Source organism: Streptomyces sp. HUAS MG56 (assembly GCF_058673395.1).
Window position 1 is genome coordinate 9245925 of sequence record NZ_CM178722.1, and the last position, 15660, is coordinate 9261584.

Here is a 15660-nt window from a genome sequence, read left to right on the forward strand (position 1 = left end):
GGGATGGCGTCGCCCAGGGCGAGCGGACCGGTGCCGCGCCCGGCTGGCACGTTCTTGGCAGCGCCGGGAAGGCCGGCGGTAGCCGGCTGCGCGACCTGCACGACGGCCGCGAGCCACAGCAGCCACAGCCATCGCAGCCACACGCCCGGCAGCCTGCCCAGCCGACCACCGCTGAGAGGCCGGGTGCCGCGGAGAAGGCCGGCGTCACCTTCGACGGCTCGCAGGAGCAGAGGCGGACGCCGGCAAGAGTCCACAATCCCGTCGAGGGCGTGGGGGCACACGTCAAACGCAGCTTGGTCGACGTCGCCGTCGTCGCTCTCGACCGTCTGGAAGTGCTCGTCCGCAACCGGCTCAAACGCCTTCAGTACCGGCTCGACACCCTCGACGGCTTCATGGCGGGCACCGGCCTGACTCTCGATGAGTCTGCGTCACCTTGACGAGCCGAAGTCAGTAACTGGGCGGTACGGAATGAGGCTGTTACGGCCGAGGCGGTGGTGTGGAGCGCACGACGCGAAATCCCACGTCGTCGATCCGGAAAGCCGGGTGACTGCGCCGCCGCACCGACGCCCGGCAGCTCCAGTGCTCGTCGGCCCATCCACCACCACGGAGCACCCGGTAGGCCCCATACACCTCGGCGTCGTAGACGTCCCAGCACCAGTCCCACACATTGCCCAGCATGTCGTACAGGCCCCATGCGTTGGGCTGCTTGTCGCCGACAGAGTGGATCCGCCCATCGGAATTGCCCTGGTACCAGGCGACCTCGTCGAGCCGGCCGTACCGCGGGCCAGTAGTGCCCGCACGACAGGCGTGCTCCCACTCAGCCTCGGTCGGCAGCCGGTACCCGTCTGCGGAGGCGTCCCACTCGGCCGTCTCGGCGTCGACGCACAGGCGATACGCGGGCGTCAGCCCCTCCCGTTGGGACGAGGCGTTACAGAACTGGACCGCGTCCCACCACGAAACACCCTCAACCGGCAGCCGCTCACCCTGGGCGCTGCTCGGCCGTCGACCCGTGACTCGTGCGTACCAGGACTGCGTGACCGGGAACGCCGACATCTGAAACGGCGCGACCTCGACCGGCCAACTGCTCTGCGTCCGCCGGTCCGACAGCGTCACCCGTCCCGACGGGACCGCAACCATCTCGTTCCCTGCCCCCGCGTCCACAACAGGCCACCCTACCGGCGTCTGCCCACCGCTCTGCCGATCTTTCCGATCGGCGGTGGAGCCAGATCAACTTCGTACACCGCGGAGGGGAGGAAGGACCAGTAGCCCAAGGGCAATGGGCGGATGCCGGCAGGGCATTGACAATGATCGTCTCCGAGCCCTGACGCTGCGCCGAGCGCACCACGTCACTCCACCCGATGACGATCCGCAAGGACGTCACCGCGCACCGAGCCATCCGGCCGAGCCGGGTCCGGTCAGCCCGTCGGCAGGATCACCACGAACCGCGCCCCCGGCCCGTGCCCCGGGTCGTAGGACACCTCGCCCCCTGCTGACCTGGCCAGACGCCGGGCGAGCGGCAGGCCCAGGCCCGCGCCGGAGTGCCCGTCGGCGGGGTCGGCCCGTTTGCCGGGCTGGAAGAGCAGGTCCGTGAAGGCGGCCGGTACGCCCGGGCCGTCGTCCGTGACCTCGATCCGGATGCCGTCGTCCGAGCGGGACGCGGCGAGCGTGACCGTCGTACGGGCGTACCGCACCGCGTTGGCCAGCAGCGGACTGACGATCCGTTCGAGGAGCGCCGGCTGTACCCCGGCGGTGAGCGGTTCAGGGACGGTCACCCGCACGGACGGGGAGGCGTCCGGCTGCGTGGCCAGTTGGCGCAGCACCGTCGGCACGTCGGCCGTGCCGGGAGCCGTCGTCATCCCCTCGCGGGCCTCGGCCAGCAGGGTGTCGCAGATGGTGCGCATCGACTGCGCGGCCTCGGCGACGACGCCGAGTGAGGCCTTCGTGTCGGCGTCGGAGCGCGGGCGGGCGTGCCACCAGTCCAGCTCGGCGACGATCCGGCTGAGCGGGGTGCGCAGTTCGTGGGACAGCTCGCCGGTCAGCTGCCGCTCGTGCCGCAGCACCGCCCGGATGCGGTCCAGCAGGGAGTCCAACGAGGTGCCCAGCGCGGTCAGTTCGGCCGGCCCGCCGCGGCCCGTGAACCGCTGCGCGGAGCCCACGGCGCTCCACTGCGTCGCCTGGTCCGTCATGGCCCGCACCGGCCGCAGTGCCCGTCCCACCGCCAGCCGGGTCAGCGCGTAGGTGCAGCCGAGCATCACCGCGTCCAGCGCGAAGGAGCCGAGCAGCAGGGTCCGGGCCGAGCTGCGGTACGGGGCGAGGTCCAGCGCCGCGACCACGGTGGCCCGCGTCGCGCCGCCGGGTACCGGCTCCGCGCACAGCCGTATCGTGTCGGGGCCGTGCGCCGTGCGGCACGCGCGCCGGCCCAGGGCGGCCAGGCCGTCGGCGGCACCGGTCAGTTCACCCGGTCCGGACGGGGGCCGCTCCAGCAGCCGGCCGCCGGCGTAGATCCACGCGTTGGTGTCCAGCAGGCGGTCGCCCGAGGTCTCCAGCACCCGCACCCGGCCGTGCCGGGTGTCGACGGTCGTGGCCACGGCCGCCGCGCGGGTGCGCAGCGTGTCGTCCGCCTCCTGGTCGAGGCGATGGCGGACCACGGTGTTGAACACCACGGTGAGGATCACCATCAGCAGCGCGGCCGTGGTCAGCGCGACCAGCGAGAGCCGCCCGCGCAGGGTGCGCGGGGCGAGCCGGGCGAGGAGAAGGCGGAGCGGGCGGGCGGGTGCCGGGGCCCTCATCTCAGGGAGTCCTCATGTCAGGAAGTCTTCATGCCAGTTGGTCGTCATGTCAGGCGGTGGCCGATTCCGCGGGCCGTGGCGATGCTCAGCTCGCTGCCCGCCGCGCGCAGCTTGCGGCGCAGCCGGGTCAGATACTGGTCCAGCGTGTTGTCGCTGACCTGGGCGCCCTCAGGCCAGGCCGCGCGCAGCAGGTCACGGCGCCGTACCAGTTCCCCGCCCGCCGCGGCGAGCGCCGCCAGCAGCCGGAACTCGGTCGGGGTGAGGTCGAGGCGGCCGCCGTTCACGGTGGCGCTGTGCCGGACGGCGTCCAGCACCAGGCCGCCCGGCGTGGCGGCCACGGGCGGCGGGGCGGCCCGGCGCAGCGCGGCGCGCAGCCGGGCGGCCAGCTCGGCGAGGTGGAAGGGCTTGGGCAGGTAGTCGTCGCCGCCGGCCGAGAAGCCGGAGAGCCGGTCGCTCAGCCCGTGCCGCGCGGTCAGGAAGACGACCGGGGCGAGGAAGCCGCCCGCGCGCATCGCCTGGCAGACGTCGCGTCCGTCGGCGTCGGGCAGGCCGACGTCCAGCACGACGGCGGATATGTCCGGTGTCGCCAGCCGCAGGGCGGTCGCGCCGTCGGCTGCCGTGACCGTGTCGAAGTCCTCGTCGTGCAGACCTCGGCGCAGTACGTCACGCAGGGCGTGATCGTCCTCGACGATGAGGATCCTCTGGCGCATCACTCTCCACCGGCCCGTCGGCCGGATCGCTCGGGTGGGGTGGGCCTGGCTCCGGGGGAGCGGGCAGGTGGCGCGCGGGCAGCAGGCGGGCCGCCGTGCCGGCGAACACGGCGAGCCAGCCGACCGCGAACAGCCAGCCGCCGACGACGTCGGTGAACCAGTGGACGCCGAGGTAGACGCGGGTCAGGCCGACCCCCGCCGCCCAGAGGGCGACCAGCGCGCACAGCACGGTCCGGCCCCGCGGGGCGCGCAGGGCGAGGGCCAGGATCAGCAGCCCGGCCGTCAGCGCGCTCGTGGTGGTGTGGCCGGAGGGGAACGACCAGCCGGAGGCCTGGGTCAGCCAGTCGTGGCGCGGCGGCCGGGCGCGGGCGACCAGGTCCATGACGCCGTAGCGCACCGCCTGGCCCGCGACGAGGCAGGCCAAGCCGAGCAGCGCGGCCGTCAGCCGCTGCCGCGCGGTGCGCCCCGCGATCAGCCCGGCCAGGGCCGCCAGGACGTAGGGCACGGCACCCGTGCCCGTCGAGGTCAGCCCGCGGGCGAGCGCCACCGCGGCCGGCGGGCGGTGCGCGACGGACCAGGACAGCAGGCCCCGGTCCAGGTAGAGCGGGCCGGCCTGGTCGCTGATCAGTACGGCGGTCAGCACCGCGAACGCCAGCCAGGCGGCCAGGGCGACGGTGCCCGCCGACTCGGTGAACCGGCCGCGGTTCATGACACCAGCAAGGGCCGCAGCCGCGTTCCCGACAGCCGTCTCGGCAGATCCTCCGGCAGTCGCTTCAGGGCGGTCATGGCAAGGAAGGCCACCGCCGCGCCGACCGCCGCCCCCACGGCGACGTCGTGCGGATAGTGCACCCCGACCCATACCCGGGACGCCCCCATGGCGCCCGCGCACACGGCCGCCACGACGCCGAGGCGCCGGGAGACGAAGAACAGGGCCACCGCCGCCGCGAAGGCGATCGTGGCGTGGTTGCTCGGGAACGACCAGTCGCCCCGCGCGGGACACGCCTCCAGCGTGCGGAAGGCCAGATGCCGGCACGGCCGGTCCTCGGCCACCAGCGGTTTCACCACGCTGGTCACCGCGTAGGCCAGCACCACCACCGCGGGGACGGCCAGCGCGGTCAGGGCCGCCGTGGTGCCCTCGCGGCGGGCCCGCCACCAGCCGGCGAGCATGAGCAGCGCGAACACCGCCAGCCCGTACGCCGACCACACCGCGATCACGCCGTCCAGCCAGCCGGGGGCCCGGTGGGCGAGGTCCACCACGTCCCGGTAGAGCGGCCCGTCGACCGACGAGCCCGTCAGGGCGAGGTTCATCCGCGCGCCTCCTTGGCGGCGCGGCGGGAGCGCAGCAGCTCGGCGGCGATCGGCAGCAGGGACACCACGACGATCAGCGCGATCACCGGCAGCAGGTACTTGTCGACGTTGGGGATCGAGGAGCCCAGCGCGTATCCGGCGAGGGTGAGGCCGAGGCTCCACACGAGCCCGCCCACCGTCTGCCAGACGGTGAACGTGCGCGCCGGCACGCCGAGCGCGCCCGCCATGGGGTTGAGCACCGTGCGCACCACCGGGACGAAGCGGGCCAGCACGATCGCCTTCGCGTGGCCGTAGCGCTCCAGCAGTTCCTCGGCGCGCTGCGCGCCCTCGCGCAGCTTGGCCGACCGGGTGCGGGCCAGCAGCGCGCCGCCCGCCTTGCGGCCGATCAGGAAGCCGCACTGCGAGCCGGCCAGCGCGCCGACGGCCGCGGCGGTGAGCAGCGGGCCGAGGGAGAGATGCAGTCCGCTGCTCGCCGAGCCCGTGCACAGCAGGCCAGCCGTGAACAGTAGCGAGTCCCCGGGCAGGAAGAACCCGATCAGCAGGCCGGTCTCGGCGAAGAGCACGACGCCGACACCGAGCACGCCGAAGGCGGCGAGCAGGGAGTGGGCGTCGAGCACGTTGACCGCGAGCTGCGATGCCAGGTGTGGGGGAGTGGCCATCGCCGTACGCCCTTCCTTCGGGTTCCTTCGACGTACGTCTCGAAGGACATCTCGACTACATCCGACTACATATTTGTAGACGGTCGACGGAGGTGTAGACGAACGGAGAGCGCGGATCGTTCCCGGGCTTTGCCTTGCCATTACTATTTCATGACTGACTGATTGCATGGCCATCGTCATGATGGTCCGCGAAGGTTAGGCATGCCTTCACTAAGTAGGTCTGGGAGGGCAGCAGGTCATGTGGGACGACGCGTTTCCGAGTTTCCTGATCGGATTGAGGGAGGGACTCGAAGCCGGACTCATCGTCTCCATCCTGGTCGCCACCCTGGTCCGGGCCGAGGCGCGCTCGCGGCTCCCGCAGGTGTGGACCGGCGTCCTCGCCGCCGTCGCGGTGGCCATGAGCTTCGGCGCGGTGCTCACCTTCACCGCCGCCTCCATGCCGCAGACCGCCCAGGAGGCCTTCGGCGGCACCCTCAGCGTGATCGCCGTCGCGTTCGTCACCGCCATGGTGTTCTGGATGCGCCGCTCCGCCCGCAGCCTGTCCGGCGAGCTGAAGGAGAAGGTCACCGGCGCCCTCGCCATGGGCTCCGGTGTGCTGATCCTCACCTCCTTCCTCGCCGTCGGCCGTGAGGGCCTGGAGACCGCCCTCTTCCTGTGGACCACCGCCCAGGCGGCCGGCGAGTCCGCGGGCCCGCTGACCGGCGCCGGCATCGGCCTGGTCCTCGCCACGATCCTGTGCTGGGGCCTGTACCGCCGGGTGCTGAAGATCAACCTGACGAAGTTCTTCACCGCCACCGGCGCCGTCCTGATCGTCATCGCGGCCGGTGTCCTCGGCTACGGCCTGCGCGACCTCCAGGAGGGCGGCGTGCTGCCCGGCAAGACCGCCTACGCGGTCGACCTCGGCAGCAGCGTCGACGCCGGCTCCTGGTACAGCACCCTCGTCCAGGGCGTCTTCAACCTCACCCCGACCATGACCTGGCTCCAGGCGGTCGCCTACGTCGGCTACCTGGCCGTCGTCATGACCCTGTTCGTGCGCGGCGTACGGGCCACGACGCCGAAGCCGGCCAAGGAGCGCACCGAGGCCGAGGGCCAGCCGAAGGCCGACCGGCCCGCCCGGCGCCGCCCGGTCTGGGTCGTGCCGGCCGCCGTGGTCGCCGTACCCGCCGTCATCGCCGGAGCCGTCGTCGCCCTCTCCCGGCCCAAGCCCGCCGGCGACCAGACCGTCGCCGTCTCCGAGAGCGAGTGCGGCAAGGGCTTCACGGCGCCCAAGCCGGGCCGGCAGACCTTCCAGATGAAGAACACCGGCGGCAAGACCTCCGAGGTGTACCTCATCGACCCGTCGACCAGCGCGGTCTACGGCGAGATCGAGGGCCTCGCCCCCGGCACCACCCGCGACCTCGTCGCCACCGTCGCCGGCGGCACCTACGCCTGGCGCTGCGTGCCCACCGGCGGCAAGGCCGTCACCTCCAAATCCGTCACCGTCACCGGCGGCGGCGCGGCCAAGCCGGTCGTCCCCGTCTCCGAGCAGGACCTCGCCACGCCGCTGAAGCAGTACAAGGCGTACGTCGGCCAGGGCCTGGACACCCTGGCCGGCCAGACGAAGACGCTCGCCGACGACATCGCGGGCGGCCACCTCGACAAGGCCCGCACCGACTGGCTCACCGCCCACCGCACCTACTCCTCGCTCGGCGCCGCCTACGGCACCTTCGAGGACTTCGACAAGAAGATCAACGGCCGGGCCGACGGACTGACCGACGGCGTGCACGACAAGGACTTCGCGGGCTTCCACCGCATCGAGTACGGCCTGTGGCACGGACAGTCCGCCAAGGACCTGACCGGCCCCGCCCAGCAGCTGGCCGCGGACGTCGTCGGCCTGCGCAAGGCGTTCCCGGGCCAGGACTTCGACCCCGGCGACCTGCCGCTGCGCGCCCACGAGATCCTGGAGAACGCCCTCCAGTTCGAGCTGACCGGCGACACCGACGAGGGCAGCGGAACCAACCTCGCCACCGCCGACGCCAACCTCTCCGGCACCCGCGAGCTGCTCACCGTCCTCAAGCCGCTGCTCACCGGCCGCGCCCCGAAGGTCCTCCCGACGGTCGACGCGGACATCGCGCGCGTGCAGAAGCTGCTGGACGCCGCCCACGACGGCGGCCACTGGACGCCCGTCGACCAGCTCGCCGCGAGCGACCGGCAGCGGCTGAACGGCGCCACCGGCCAGCTGCTGGAGGACCTCGCCCCGATCCCGGACCTGCTTGAGATCCGGAAGTCCGCCTGATGACCGACCACGCCTGCCCGATGCCGTCCGCGCACCCGCACCCCGAAGGGACCCCGCCGATGTCCACCGCCGACCAGCCGACCTGCCCCGTCGGCCCCGCCCGCCGCTCCTTCGTGCGCACGGCGCTGGGCGCCGGGGCCGCCGGAGCGGTGCTGGCCGGCGGCGGCTTCGCCCTGGGCGAGAGCGGCGGCACCGCCGAGGCGCAGACCTCGAACGCCGACAGCAGCGCGAAGGTCCCCTTCCACGGCGCCCACCAGGCCGGCATCGTCACCCCCGCGCCGGCCGCCGCCACCTTCGTCTCGCTGAACGTCATCGCCGACGACCGCGCGGGCCTGACCGACCTGCTGAAGACCATCACCGAGCGGGCCCGCTTCCTCACCTCCGGCGGCGCCCCGGCCGACCTCGGCGTCGGCGCGCCGCCCTCGGACAACGGCATCCTCGGCCCCGAGGTCCCCTCCGACGCCCTCACCGTCACCGTCGGCGTCGGCGCCTCCCTCTTCGACGACCGCTACGGTCTCGCCAAGGCCAGGCCCGCCCGGCTCACCCCGATGCGGACCTTCCCCAACGACAACCTGAACGCGGCCGAGTGCCACGGCGACCTGTCGCTCCAGATCTGCGCCCAGAGCACCGACACCGTGCTGCACGCGCTGCGCGACATCGCCCGCCACACCCGCGGCGCCATGCAGATCAAGTGGCGCATCGACGGCTTCCAGAACGCCCCGCGCCCCACCGGCGCCCAGCGCAACCTGCTCGGCTTCAAGGACGGCATAGCCAACCCGGACGTCACCTCCGCCCGCGAGACGGACAAGCTGATCTGGGTCGGCGCCGGCCAGGGCGAGCCCGCCTGGGCCACCGGCGGCAGCTACCAGGTGATCCGGATCATCCGGATGCTGGTGGAGTTCTGGGACCGGGTCTCGCTCAGCGAGCAGGAGAAGATGTTCGGCCGCCGCAAGGACACCGGCGCCCCGCTCGACGGCGCCAAGGAGACCGACATCCCCCAGTACGCCAAGGACCCGAAGGGCAACGCGATCCCGCTGGACGCCCACATCCGGCTCGCCAACCCGCGCACCGCGCAGAGCGACAGCTCCCGCATCCTGCGCCGCGGGTTCAACTACGACCGGGGCGTGGACAACGTCGGCAACCTCGACATGGGCCTGGTGTTCGCCTGCTACAACCAGGACGTCAAGCGCCAGTTCGAGGCCGTGCAGACCCGGCTCATCGACGAGCCCCTCGTCGACTACATCTCCCCGACCGGCGGCGGCTACTTCTTCGCCCTGCCCGGTGTGAAGGACGACAAGGACTGGCTCGGCCGGGGCATGTTCTCCGCCTGAGCCCCCTCCGGTTCATCGTTTCTGCAGGTCAGGGGCAGGGCTTTCCCGTTTCTTTTCCGTTTCCATGAGAAAGCCCTGCCACCCCCTTTATTGCACACGAGTTGCAAGTAGGAGAGGATGGCGCGAGGCTGCGCGGTGCAGCCGCACCCGTACGACCGAAGGACACACTCTCCCGATGACGGCCGCCCCTGGTTCCGCTCCGTCCCTCCCCGCCCAGGCCGACGGCAGACCGTCGCTCTGGCACCGCGTCCGCGGCTCCATGACGCGGCAGGAGTGGACCAGGGTCGGCGGGATGGCCGGCTTCGTGCTCGCGCTGCACGTCATCGGCTGGGGCACGCTCGTCGGGATCATCGCACCGCAGCACTTCAGCGTGGGCAAGGAGTCCTTCGGCATCGGCATCGGCGTCACCGCCTACACGCTCGGCATGCGGCACGCCTTCGACGCCGACCACATCGCGGCCATCGACAACACCACCCGCAAGCTGATGGGCGAGGGGCAGCGCCCGCTCTCCGTCGGCTTCTGGTTCTCCCTCGGCCACTCCAGCATCGTCTTCGGCCTCTCCCTGCTGCTCTCGCTCGGCCTGAAGACCCTGGCCGGCCCGGTCCGCGACGACAACTCCCACCTGCACGAGGTCACCGGCCTGATCGGCACCACGGTCTCCGGCGCCTTCCTCTACCTCATCGCCGGCATCAACCTCGTCATCCTGGCCGGCATCTGGAAGGTGTTCCGCAGGATGCGCTCGGGCCACTACGACGAGGCCGCCCTGGAGACCCAGCTCAACAACCGCGGCTTCATGAACCGCCTGCTCGGCCGGGTCACCGGCACCATCCGCAAGCCGTGGCAGATGTACCCGCTGGGCCTGCTCTTCGGCCTCGGCTTCGACACCGCCACCGAGATCGCCCTGCTGGTCCTCGCCGGCTCCGGCGCCGCCTCCGGCCTGCCCTGGTACGCCATCCTGACGCTGCCGGTGCTGTTCGCCGCCGGCATGTCACTGCTGGACACCATCGACGGCTCGTTCATGAACTTCGCCTACGAGTGGGCCTTCTCCAAGCCGGTCCGCAAGGTCTACTACAACCTCACCATCACCGGCCTGTCCGTCGCCGTCGCCCTGATCATCGGCACCGTCGAGCTGCTCGGCCTCCTCGCCGACAAGATGAACCTGCACGGCGTCTTCTGGGACTGGATCTCCGGCCTCGACCTCAACACCGTCGGCTTCGTCATCGTCGGCCTGTTCTTCGCCACCTGGGCCGTGGCCCTGCTGATCTGGAAGGCCGGCCGCATCGAGGAGAAGTGGACGGCGGGCCTGGCCGAACAGTCGGCGGACTGACCCGCCGGGACCGGCGCGAGCCAGGGGCGCGGGGCCGTGTGCCGCACACGGCCCCGCGCCCCTGTATCCGGCTCCCCGGACGCCTTACGGCAGCAGCCTCTCGACGGCCGTCGGGTCCGTCTCCATCTTGCGACGGGCCCAGTCGAGGTTCTTCGGAGTGACGTCCCTGCCCGCCGCCATCACGAAGTCCTCCGGGGTGACATCCCGGGAGGGCGCGGTGTGCAGCAGGGCGTCCGGGGTGCAGTGGTCGTCGGACGACCGGGACTCGTCGGGTGTGCTGGTCGACATGATGCCTCCTCCTCGGTCCGGATGACCGCATCCGTGCCGGTGCCGCCGAACGGGGCACACTCTCACCATTGCCCGCAGCGCCTTCCCACGCCACCGGAGCGCACACGCTCCTAAGCTGGAAAACATCTCGCTCCGTACTCCGGGAGGCCACCGATGGCCGAGACCCCGTTCACCGAGGGCGCCCGCCCCGGGCCCCGCTATCTGCCCATCGCCGAGCACGGGCTCATCGGTGACCTGCGCAGCGTGGCCCTGGTCGGCACCAACGGCACGATCGACTGGTACTGCTCCCCGTCCTTCGACGCGCCCAGCGTCTTCGCGGCCGTCCTCGACGCCGAGCGCGGCGGCTCCTTCGAACTGGCCGCCGCCGTACCCGCGCGCACCAAGCAGTTCTACTTCCCCGACACCAACGTCCTGATCACCCGCTTCTTCACCGAGGACGGCGTCGGCGAGGTGCAGGACTTCATGCCGGTCACCTGCGACGGCACGGCCCGCCCCGGCGAGGCGGGCCGGCACCGGCTGATCCGGCGCGTGGTCTGCGTCCGCGGCACCGTCCCCTTCCGGGTACTGGTCGCGCCGCGCTTCGACTACGGCGCCGTCCCGCACACCCTGAGCAGCGTCGACGGCGGCACCGTGGTCTTCGAGTCCGCCGTGCAGGCCCTGGCCCTGACCTCCACGGTCACTTTGGAGTGCGACGCCCGCGACGCCCGCGCCGACTTCAAGCTCGCCGAGGGCGAGACCGCCGTGTTCGCCCTCGACCAGTTCGGCGGCACGGTGACCCCCCGCGGCTGCGCCCGCGCCGAGGCCGAGCACGAGTTCAACACCACGGTCGCCTACTGGCGGCGCTGGCTGCACCAGTCCCGCTACCGGGGCCGCTGGCGCGAGATGGTGCACCGCTCCGCCCTGACCCTGAAGCTGCTCACCTACGCCCCCACCGGCGCCATCGTCGCCGCGCCCACCACCAGCCTGCCCGAACAACTCGGCGGCGAGCGCAACTGGGACTACCGGTACGTGTGGGTGCGCGACGCCGCCTTCGCCGTCTACGCGCTGCTCAGGCTCGGCTTCAGCGGCGAGGCCGAGGCGTTCATGCGCTTCCTCACCACCCACGTAAGCCCCCGCGCCGACGGCGACGACTCCGCACCGCTCCAGATCATGTACGGCATCGACGGCCGCACCGACCTGCCCGAACGCGAGCTGCCCCACCTGGAGGGACACCTCGGCTCCGCGCCGGTCCGGATCGGCAACGCCGCCGCGGACCAGCTCCAACTGGACATATACGGCGCCTTGATCGACTCCATCTACCTCTACGACAAGTGGGCCCAGCCGATCTCCAGCGACCAGTGGGACGACGTGTGCGAACTGGTCGACTGGGTCACCGCGCACTGGGACCAGCCCGACGAGGGCGTGTGGGAGACCCGCGGCGGCCGCAAGAACTTCACGTACTCGCGGCTGATGTGCTGGGTCGCCATCGAGCGGGCCATGCGCCTCGCCCGCCGCCGCGGCCTGCCCGCCGACCTGCTCCGCTGGGGGCAGGCCCGCGACGCGATCTACCGGCGGATCATGGACTGCGGCTGGTCACAGCGGCGCGGCGCCTTCGTGCAGTACGAGGGCGGCGACGTCCTCGACGCCTCGCTGCTGATGATGCCGCTCGCCAAGTTCATCGCCCCCACCGACCCCAAGTGGCTGTCCACCCTGGACGCCCTCGGCGACGATCTGGTCTCCGACTCCCTCGTCTACCGCTACGACCCGCAGTCCAGCCCCGACGGGCTGCGCGGCGACGAGGGCACCTTCTCCATCTGCTCGTTCTGGTACGTCGAGGCCCTGGTCCGGGCCGGCCGGCTCGACGAGGCCCGGCTGGCGTTCGAGAAGATGCTCACCTACGCCAACCATCTCGGCCTGTACGCCGAGGAGATCGGCCGCACCGGCGAGCAACAGGGCAACTTCCCGCAGGCGTTCACCCACCTGGCCCTGATCAGCGCCGCGTTCAACCTCGACCGCGCCCTCGGCTGACCGGTCCGCTCGAAGAGCGGCCGGAGCTCACGTACGGCCGGCCGCGCGGGTCGGGCGGGCCGAGCGAGGACGCCCGCTGCGCGTCGGCCGCCCGCGCGAGCACCCGGTTCTGCCGCTCCCGGGCGGGCTGCCTCCGCAGACAGCGGTCCGGCCGGTCCGTCAACGGCCCTTCGTACCGGGGGAGTTCGCGCACCGCCCTGCGGAGTACGGGGACGGCGGCGGCCGTCACGGCAGCGGCTGCTCCGCCCAGATGATCTTGCCGTTGGGGGTGTAGCGGGTGCCCCAGCGTTCGGCGAGCTGCGCGACCAGGAACAGCCCCCGGCCGCCCTCGTCGGTGCTGGCCGCGTACCGCAGATGCGGCGAGGTCGTGCTGGCGTCGGAGACCTCGCAGATCAGCGTGCGCTCACGCAGCAGCCGTACCCCGATCGGGGCGCGGCCGTAACGGATGGCGTTGGTGACCAGCTCGCTCAGGATCAGCTCCGTCGTGAAGTCCAGCTCCTCCAGCCCCCACTCGGTCAGCGTCCGTGTCACCGCGGCCCGCACCTCGGACACCGCCACCGGGTCCGAGGGCACCTGCCACTCGGCGACCCGGTCGGCGCCCAGCACCCGGGTGCGGGCGACGATCAGCGCGACGTCGTCGCTCGGCCGGGCAGGCAGCCGGTCCAGGACCGTGCGGCAGGTCTCCTCCGGGGAGGCGTCCGGCGTCCGGCTCAGGGCGTCGCGCAGCAGCTCCAGACCCTCGTCGATGTCCCGGTCGCGATCCTCCACCAGCCCGTCCGTGTAGAGCACCAGCCGGCTGTCCTCGGCCAGCTCCAGCTCGGCCGTCTCGAACGGCAGCCCGCCCAGGCCCAGCGGCGGACCCGCCGGCACCTCCGGGAACTCCACGCCGCCGTCGCGGTGCACCACCGCGGGCGGCGGATGGCCGGCCCGGGCCAGGGTGCAGCGCCGGGAGACCGGGTCGTAGACGGCGTACAGACAGGTCGCGCCGGTGATCGCGGCCGAGCCGTCGGCGGAGGTCTCGTCCTGGTCGATCCGGCCCACCAGCTCGTCCAGCAGCCCGAGGAGTTCGTCCGGCGGCAGATCCAGCGACGAGAAGTTGTGCACCGCCGTGCGCAGCCGGCCCATGGTGGCCGCCGCGTGCAGCCCGTGCCCCACCACGTCGCCCACCACCAGCGCCACCCGGGCACCGGACAGCGGCAGTACGTCGAACCAGTCGCCGCCCACCCCGGACTGCGCCGGCAGATAGCGGTACGCGATGTCCAGCGCGCCCTGCTCGGGCAGCGTGCGCGGCAGCAGACTGCGCTGAAGGGTCACCGCCATGTTGTGCTCGCGGGTGTACCGGCGGGCGTTGTCGATGGACACCGCCGCCCGCGCGACCAGCTCCTCGGCGAGCGCCAGCTCCTCGGAGTCGAACGGCTCCGGCTTCTCCGAGCGCCAGAAGTTCGCCACCCCCAGCACCAGACTGCCCGCCCTGAGCGGCACGGTGATCAGCGAATGGATGCCGAACTCCAGCACCTGGTCGGTGCGCTCCGGATTCTGGGCCCGCCAGCCCGGCGCGTCGCGCAGCCGGGGCACCAGGACCGACTGCCCCGTCGTCAGACTGCGCGCCTGCGGCGAGGTGGCCACGAACCGGATGTGCTCGCCCACCGGGTACAGCGCGGAACCCTCGCGCACCCCGGCGCCGGCCGCGCGGCGCAGCGCGGTGCCGGGCCGCGGCTCCTCCCCGTGCAGCACCGCGTCGAACAGGTCCACCGTCGCGAAGTCCGCGAACCGGGGCACCGCCAGCTCGGCCAGCTCCGCCGCGGTGCGGGTCACGTCCAGGCTGGTGCCGATGCCCACGCCCGCGTCGTACAGCATGTTCAGCCGCTCGCGCGCCACCTCCGCCCGCCCCGACAGGGCCCGCAGCTCCGTCGAGTCGCGCAGCGTGGTCACACTGCCCGCCGGGCCGCCGCGCAGATCGGTGGGGCGCTGGTTGATCGCCAGCAGCCGGTCCTTGACCAGGTGCACCTCGTCCGTCGCCACCCGCCCCGAGGCCAGCAGCGCCGCCGTCTCGTCGTCCAGGCCCAGCTCCAGCACGCTGCGCCGCTCGGCGTCCTCGGGCAGGCCCAGCAGCCGGTGCGCCTCGTCGTTGGCGAGCAGCAGCCGGGCGTCGTCGCCGACGATCAGCACGCCCTCGCGGACCGCGTGCAGCACCGCGTCGTGGTGCTCGTACATCCGGGTCATCTCGTGCGGGCCGAGGCCGTGCGTCTGGCGCAGCAGCCGTCTGCTGACCAGGGCCGTGCCGCCGGTCGCGAGCGCGAGCGCCGCCGCTGCCGCCCAGAGCAGCAGCGGCAGTTGCTGGTCGGCGGTCCCGCCCACGTGCGCCGTGGTGATCCCGGCCGAGACCAGGCCCACCACCTTGCCCGCGGAGTCCCTCACCGGCACGACGACCTGCACCAGCGGACCTATCGTGCCGTTGACGTGCTCGGTGACCGTGCCCCCGGCCACCGCCGGCGCGATGGTGCCGACGAACTTCTTGCCGATGCGGTCCGGCTTGGGGTGCGTGTAGCGGATGCCGTCGGTGTTCATCGCGACGACGAAGTCGACGCCGGTCGACTTGCGTACGGCCTCCGCCCTCGGCTGGAGGATCTTCGTCGGATCCGGGGTACGCAGCGCGGCCGCCGTGCCCGGTGCGTTGGCGAACGTCTCCGCGACCGCGAGCGAGCGGTTGCCGGCCTCCGTGTCGCTGTCGCGGCGCACCTGGAGCACCTGCGCCACCACGGCCGCCACGACCAGCAGCAGCACGATCACGACCTGGAGGAGGAAGACCTGCCCGGCGACGCTGCGACCGGTCACGGCCGCGCGCAGCATGCCCGCCCCGCCGCCGTCGGTGCCCGGGGCGTCCGGCGCGGGACCACGCGATGCGTCCGGGCGCCCGGACGCGCGGGGCGGCCGCGTCGAGTTTCGGCCGGACAGTCGCACCATGT

12 protein-coding genes and 1 pseudogene are annotated in these 15660 nt (G+C 72.5%); 5 read left to right on the forward strand and 8 right to left on the reverse strand.

Annotated elements, in window-relative coordinates; genetic code table 11:
• Positions 1 to 254: 254 nt before the first annotated feature.
• Positions 255 to 437 (forward strand): annotated as a pseudogene (locus AC4OXY_RS42660) (IS630 family transposase); the annotation flags it as partial.
• Positions 438 to 477: 40 nt separating this feature from the next.
• Here AC4OXY_RS42660 and AC4OXY_RS42665 read toward each other — a convergent pair.
• From AC4OXY_RS42665 to AC4OXY_RS42690, 6 genes are all read right to left on the reverse strand, one after another.
• Positions 478 to 1137, reverse strand: a complete 660-nt coding sequence (locus AC4OXY_RS42665; RefSeq protein ID WP_491994727.1) for a formylglycine-generating enzyme family protein — start codon at positions 1135 to 1137, stop codon at positions 478 to 480.
• Between the two features lie 278 nt (positions 1138 to 1415).
• Positions 1416 to 2789: a sensor histidine kinase gene (locus AC4OXY_RS42670; RefSeq protein WP_491992394.1), complete on the reverse strand. Its 1374-nt coding sequence runs from the start codon at positions 2787 to 2789 to the stop codon at positions 1416 to 1418.
• A gap of 44 nt (positions 2790 to 2833) precedes the next feature.
• Positions 2834 to 3499 carry a response regulator transcription factor gene (locus tag AC4OXY_RS42675; protein ID WP_356039353.1) on the reverse strand — a complete coding sequence of 222 codons (666 nt, stop codon included), beginning with the start codon at positions 3497 to 3499 and terminating at the stop codon, positions 2834 to 2836.
• On the reverse strand, positions 3453 to 4208 hold the full coding sequence (locus AC4OXY_RS42680; RefSeq protein ID WP_491992395.1) for a phosphatase PAP2 family protein: 756 nt from the start codon (positions 4206 to 4208) through the stop codon (positions 3453 to 3455). The genes AC4OXY_RS42675 and AC4OXY_RS42680 overlap by 47 nt, the downstream gene beginning before the upstream one ends.
• Complete coding sequence (locus tag AC4OXY_RS42685) at positions 4205 to 4807, reverse strand: phosphatase PAP2 family protein (RefSeq protein WP_356039359.1); 603 nt, start codon at positions 4805 to 4807, stop codon at positions 4205 to 4207. Before AC4OXY_RS42685 ends, AC4OXY_RS42680 begins: the two co-directional genes overlap by 4 nt.
• On the reverse strand, positions 4804 to 5466 hold the full coding sequence (locus tag AC4OXY_RS42690) for a DedA family protein (RefSeq protein WP_356039361.1): 663 nt from the start codon (positions 5464 to 5466) through the stop codon (positions 4804 to 4806). Before AC4OXY_RS42690 ends, AC4OXY_RS42685 begins: the two co-directional genes overlap by 4 nt.
• A gap of 238 nt (positions 5467 to 5704) precedes the next feature.
• On the opposite strand from AC4OXY_RS42690, the gene efeU reads away from it, so the two are divergent.
• The 3 genes from efeU to nicT all read left to right on the forward strand — a co-directional run bounded on the left by efeU (position 5705) and on the right by nicT (position 10399).
• Complete coding sequence (gene efeU, locus AC4OXY_RS42695) at positions 5705 to 7741, forward strand: iron uptake transporter permease EfeU (protein ID WP_491992396.1); 2037 nt, start codon at positions 5705 to 5707, stop codon at positions 7739 to 7741.
• A 59-nt stretch (positions 7742 to 7800) separates the two neighbouring features.
• A complete protein-coding gene (gene efeB / locus AC4OXY_RS42700; protein ID WP_356039372.1) occupies positions 7801 to 9072 on the forward strand; it encodes an iron uptake transporter deferrochelatase/peroxidase subunit in 1272 nt (423 codons plus the stop codon).
• Positions 9073 to 9247: 175 nt separating this feature from the next.
• Positions 9248 to 10399, forward strand: a complete 1152-nt coding sequence (gene nicT, locus AC4OXY_RS42705; protein ID WP_376292208.1) for a Nickel transporter NicT — start codon at positions 9248 to 9250, stop codon at positions 10397 to 10399.
• Between the two features lie 84 nt (positions 10400 to 10483).
• On the opposite strand, the gene AC4OXY_RS42710 is transcribed toward nicT, so the two are convergent.
• Positions 10484 to 10687, reverse strand: coding sequence for a hypothetical protein (locus tag AC4OXY_RS42710; RefSeq protein WP_356034002.1), 204 nt, complete (start codon positions 10685 to 10687; stop codon positions 10484 to 10486).
• A 153-nt stretch (positions 10688 to 10840) separates the two neighbouring features.
• Here AC4OXY_RS42710 and AC4OXY_RS42715 point away from each other — a divergent pair, with 153 nt between their 5' ends.
• The gene (locus tag AC4OXY_RS42715) at positions 10841 to 12694 is read left to right on the forward strand and encodes a glycoside hydrolase family 15 protein (RefSeq protein ID WP_356034004.1); all 1854 of its coding nucleotides are present in this window, start codon (positions 10841 to 10843) and stop codon (positions 12692 to 12694) included.
• 225 nt (positions 12695 to 12919) lie between these two features.
• Here AC4OXY_RS42715 and AC4OXY_RS42720 read toward each other — a convergent pair whose 3' ends face one another.
• Positions 12920 to 15544 carry a SpoIIE family protein phosphatase gene (locus tag AC4OXY_RS42720; protein ID WP_491994728.1) on the reverse strand — a complete coding sequence of 875 codons (2625 nt, stop codon included), beginning with the start codon at positions 15542 to 15544 and terminating at the stop codon, positions 12920 to 12922.
• Between the last annotated feature and the right edge of the window lie 116 nt (positions 15545 to 15660).

What these genes read in the sequence shown, in the direction of transcription:
- nicT (WP_376292208.1), top strand. Translation starts at nt 9,248, where the DNA reads ATGACGGCCGCCCCTGGTTCCGCTCCGTCCCTCCCCGCCCAGGCCGAC.
- AC4OXY_RS42720 (WP_491994728.1), bottom strand. Translation starts at nt 15,544, where the DNA reads ATGCTGCGCGCGGCCGTGACCGGTCGCAGCGTCGCCGGGCAGGTCTTC.
- AC4OXY_RS42675 (WP_356039353.1), bottom strand. Translation starts at nt 3,499, where the DNA reads ATGCGCCAGAGGATCCTCATCGTCGAGGACGATCACGCCCTGCGTGAC.
- efeU (WP_491992396.1), top strand. Translation starts at nt 5,705, where the DNA reads ATGTGGGACGACGCGTTTCCGAGTTTCCTGATCGGATTGAGGGAGGGA.
- AC4OXY_RS42685 (WP_356039359.1), bottom strand. Translation starts at nt 4,807, where the DNA reads ATGAACCTCGCCCTGACGGGCTCGTCGGTCGACGGGCCGCTCTACCGG.
- AC4OXY_RS42715 (WP_356034004.1), top strand. Translation starts at nt 10,841, where the DNA reads ATGGCCGAGACCCCGTTCACCGAGGGCGCCCGCCCCGGGCCCCGCTAT.
- AC4OXY_RS42680 (WP_491992395.1), bottom strand. Translation starts at nt 4,208, where the DNA reads ATGAACCGCGGCCGGTTCACCGAGTCGGCGGGCACCGTCGCCCTGGCC.
- AC4OXY_RS42670 (WP_491992394.1), bottom strand. Translation starts at nt 2,789, where the DNA reads ATGAGGGCCCCGGCACCCGCCCGCCCGCTCCGCCTTCTCCTCGCCCGG.
- AC4OXY_RS42665 (WP_491994727.1), bottom strand. Translation starts at nt 1,137, where the DNA reads ATGGTTGCGGTCCCGTCGGGACGGGTGACGCTGTCGGACCGGCGGACG.
- efeB (WP_356039372.1), top strand. Translation starts at nt 7,801, where the DNA reads ATGTCCACCGCCGACCAGCCGACCTGCCCCGTCGGCCCCGCCCGCCGC.
- AC4OXY_RS42710 (WP_356034002.1), bottom strand. Translation starts at nt 10,687, where the DNA reads ATGTCGACCAGCACACCCGACGAGTCCCGGTCGTCCGACGACCACTGC.
- AC4OXY_RS42690 (WP_356039361.1), bottom strand. Translation starts at nt 5,466, where the DNA reads ATGGCCACTCCCCCACACCTGGCATCGCAGCTCGCGGTCAACGTGCTC.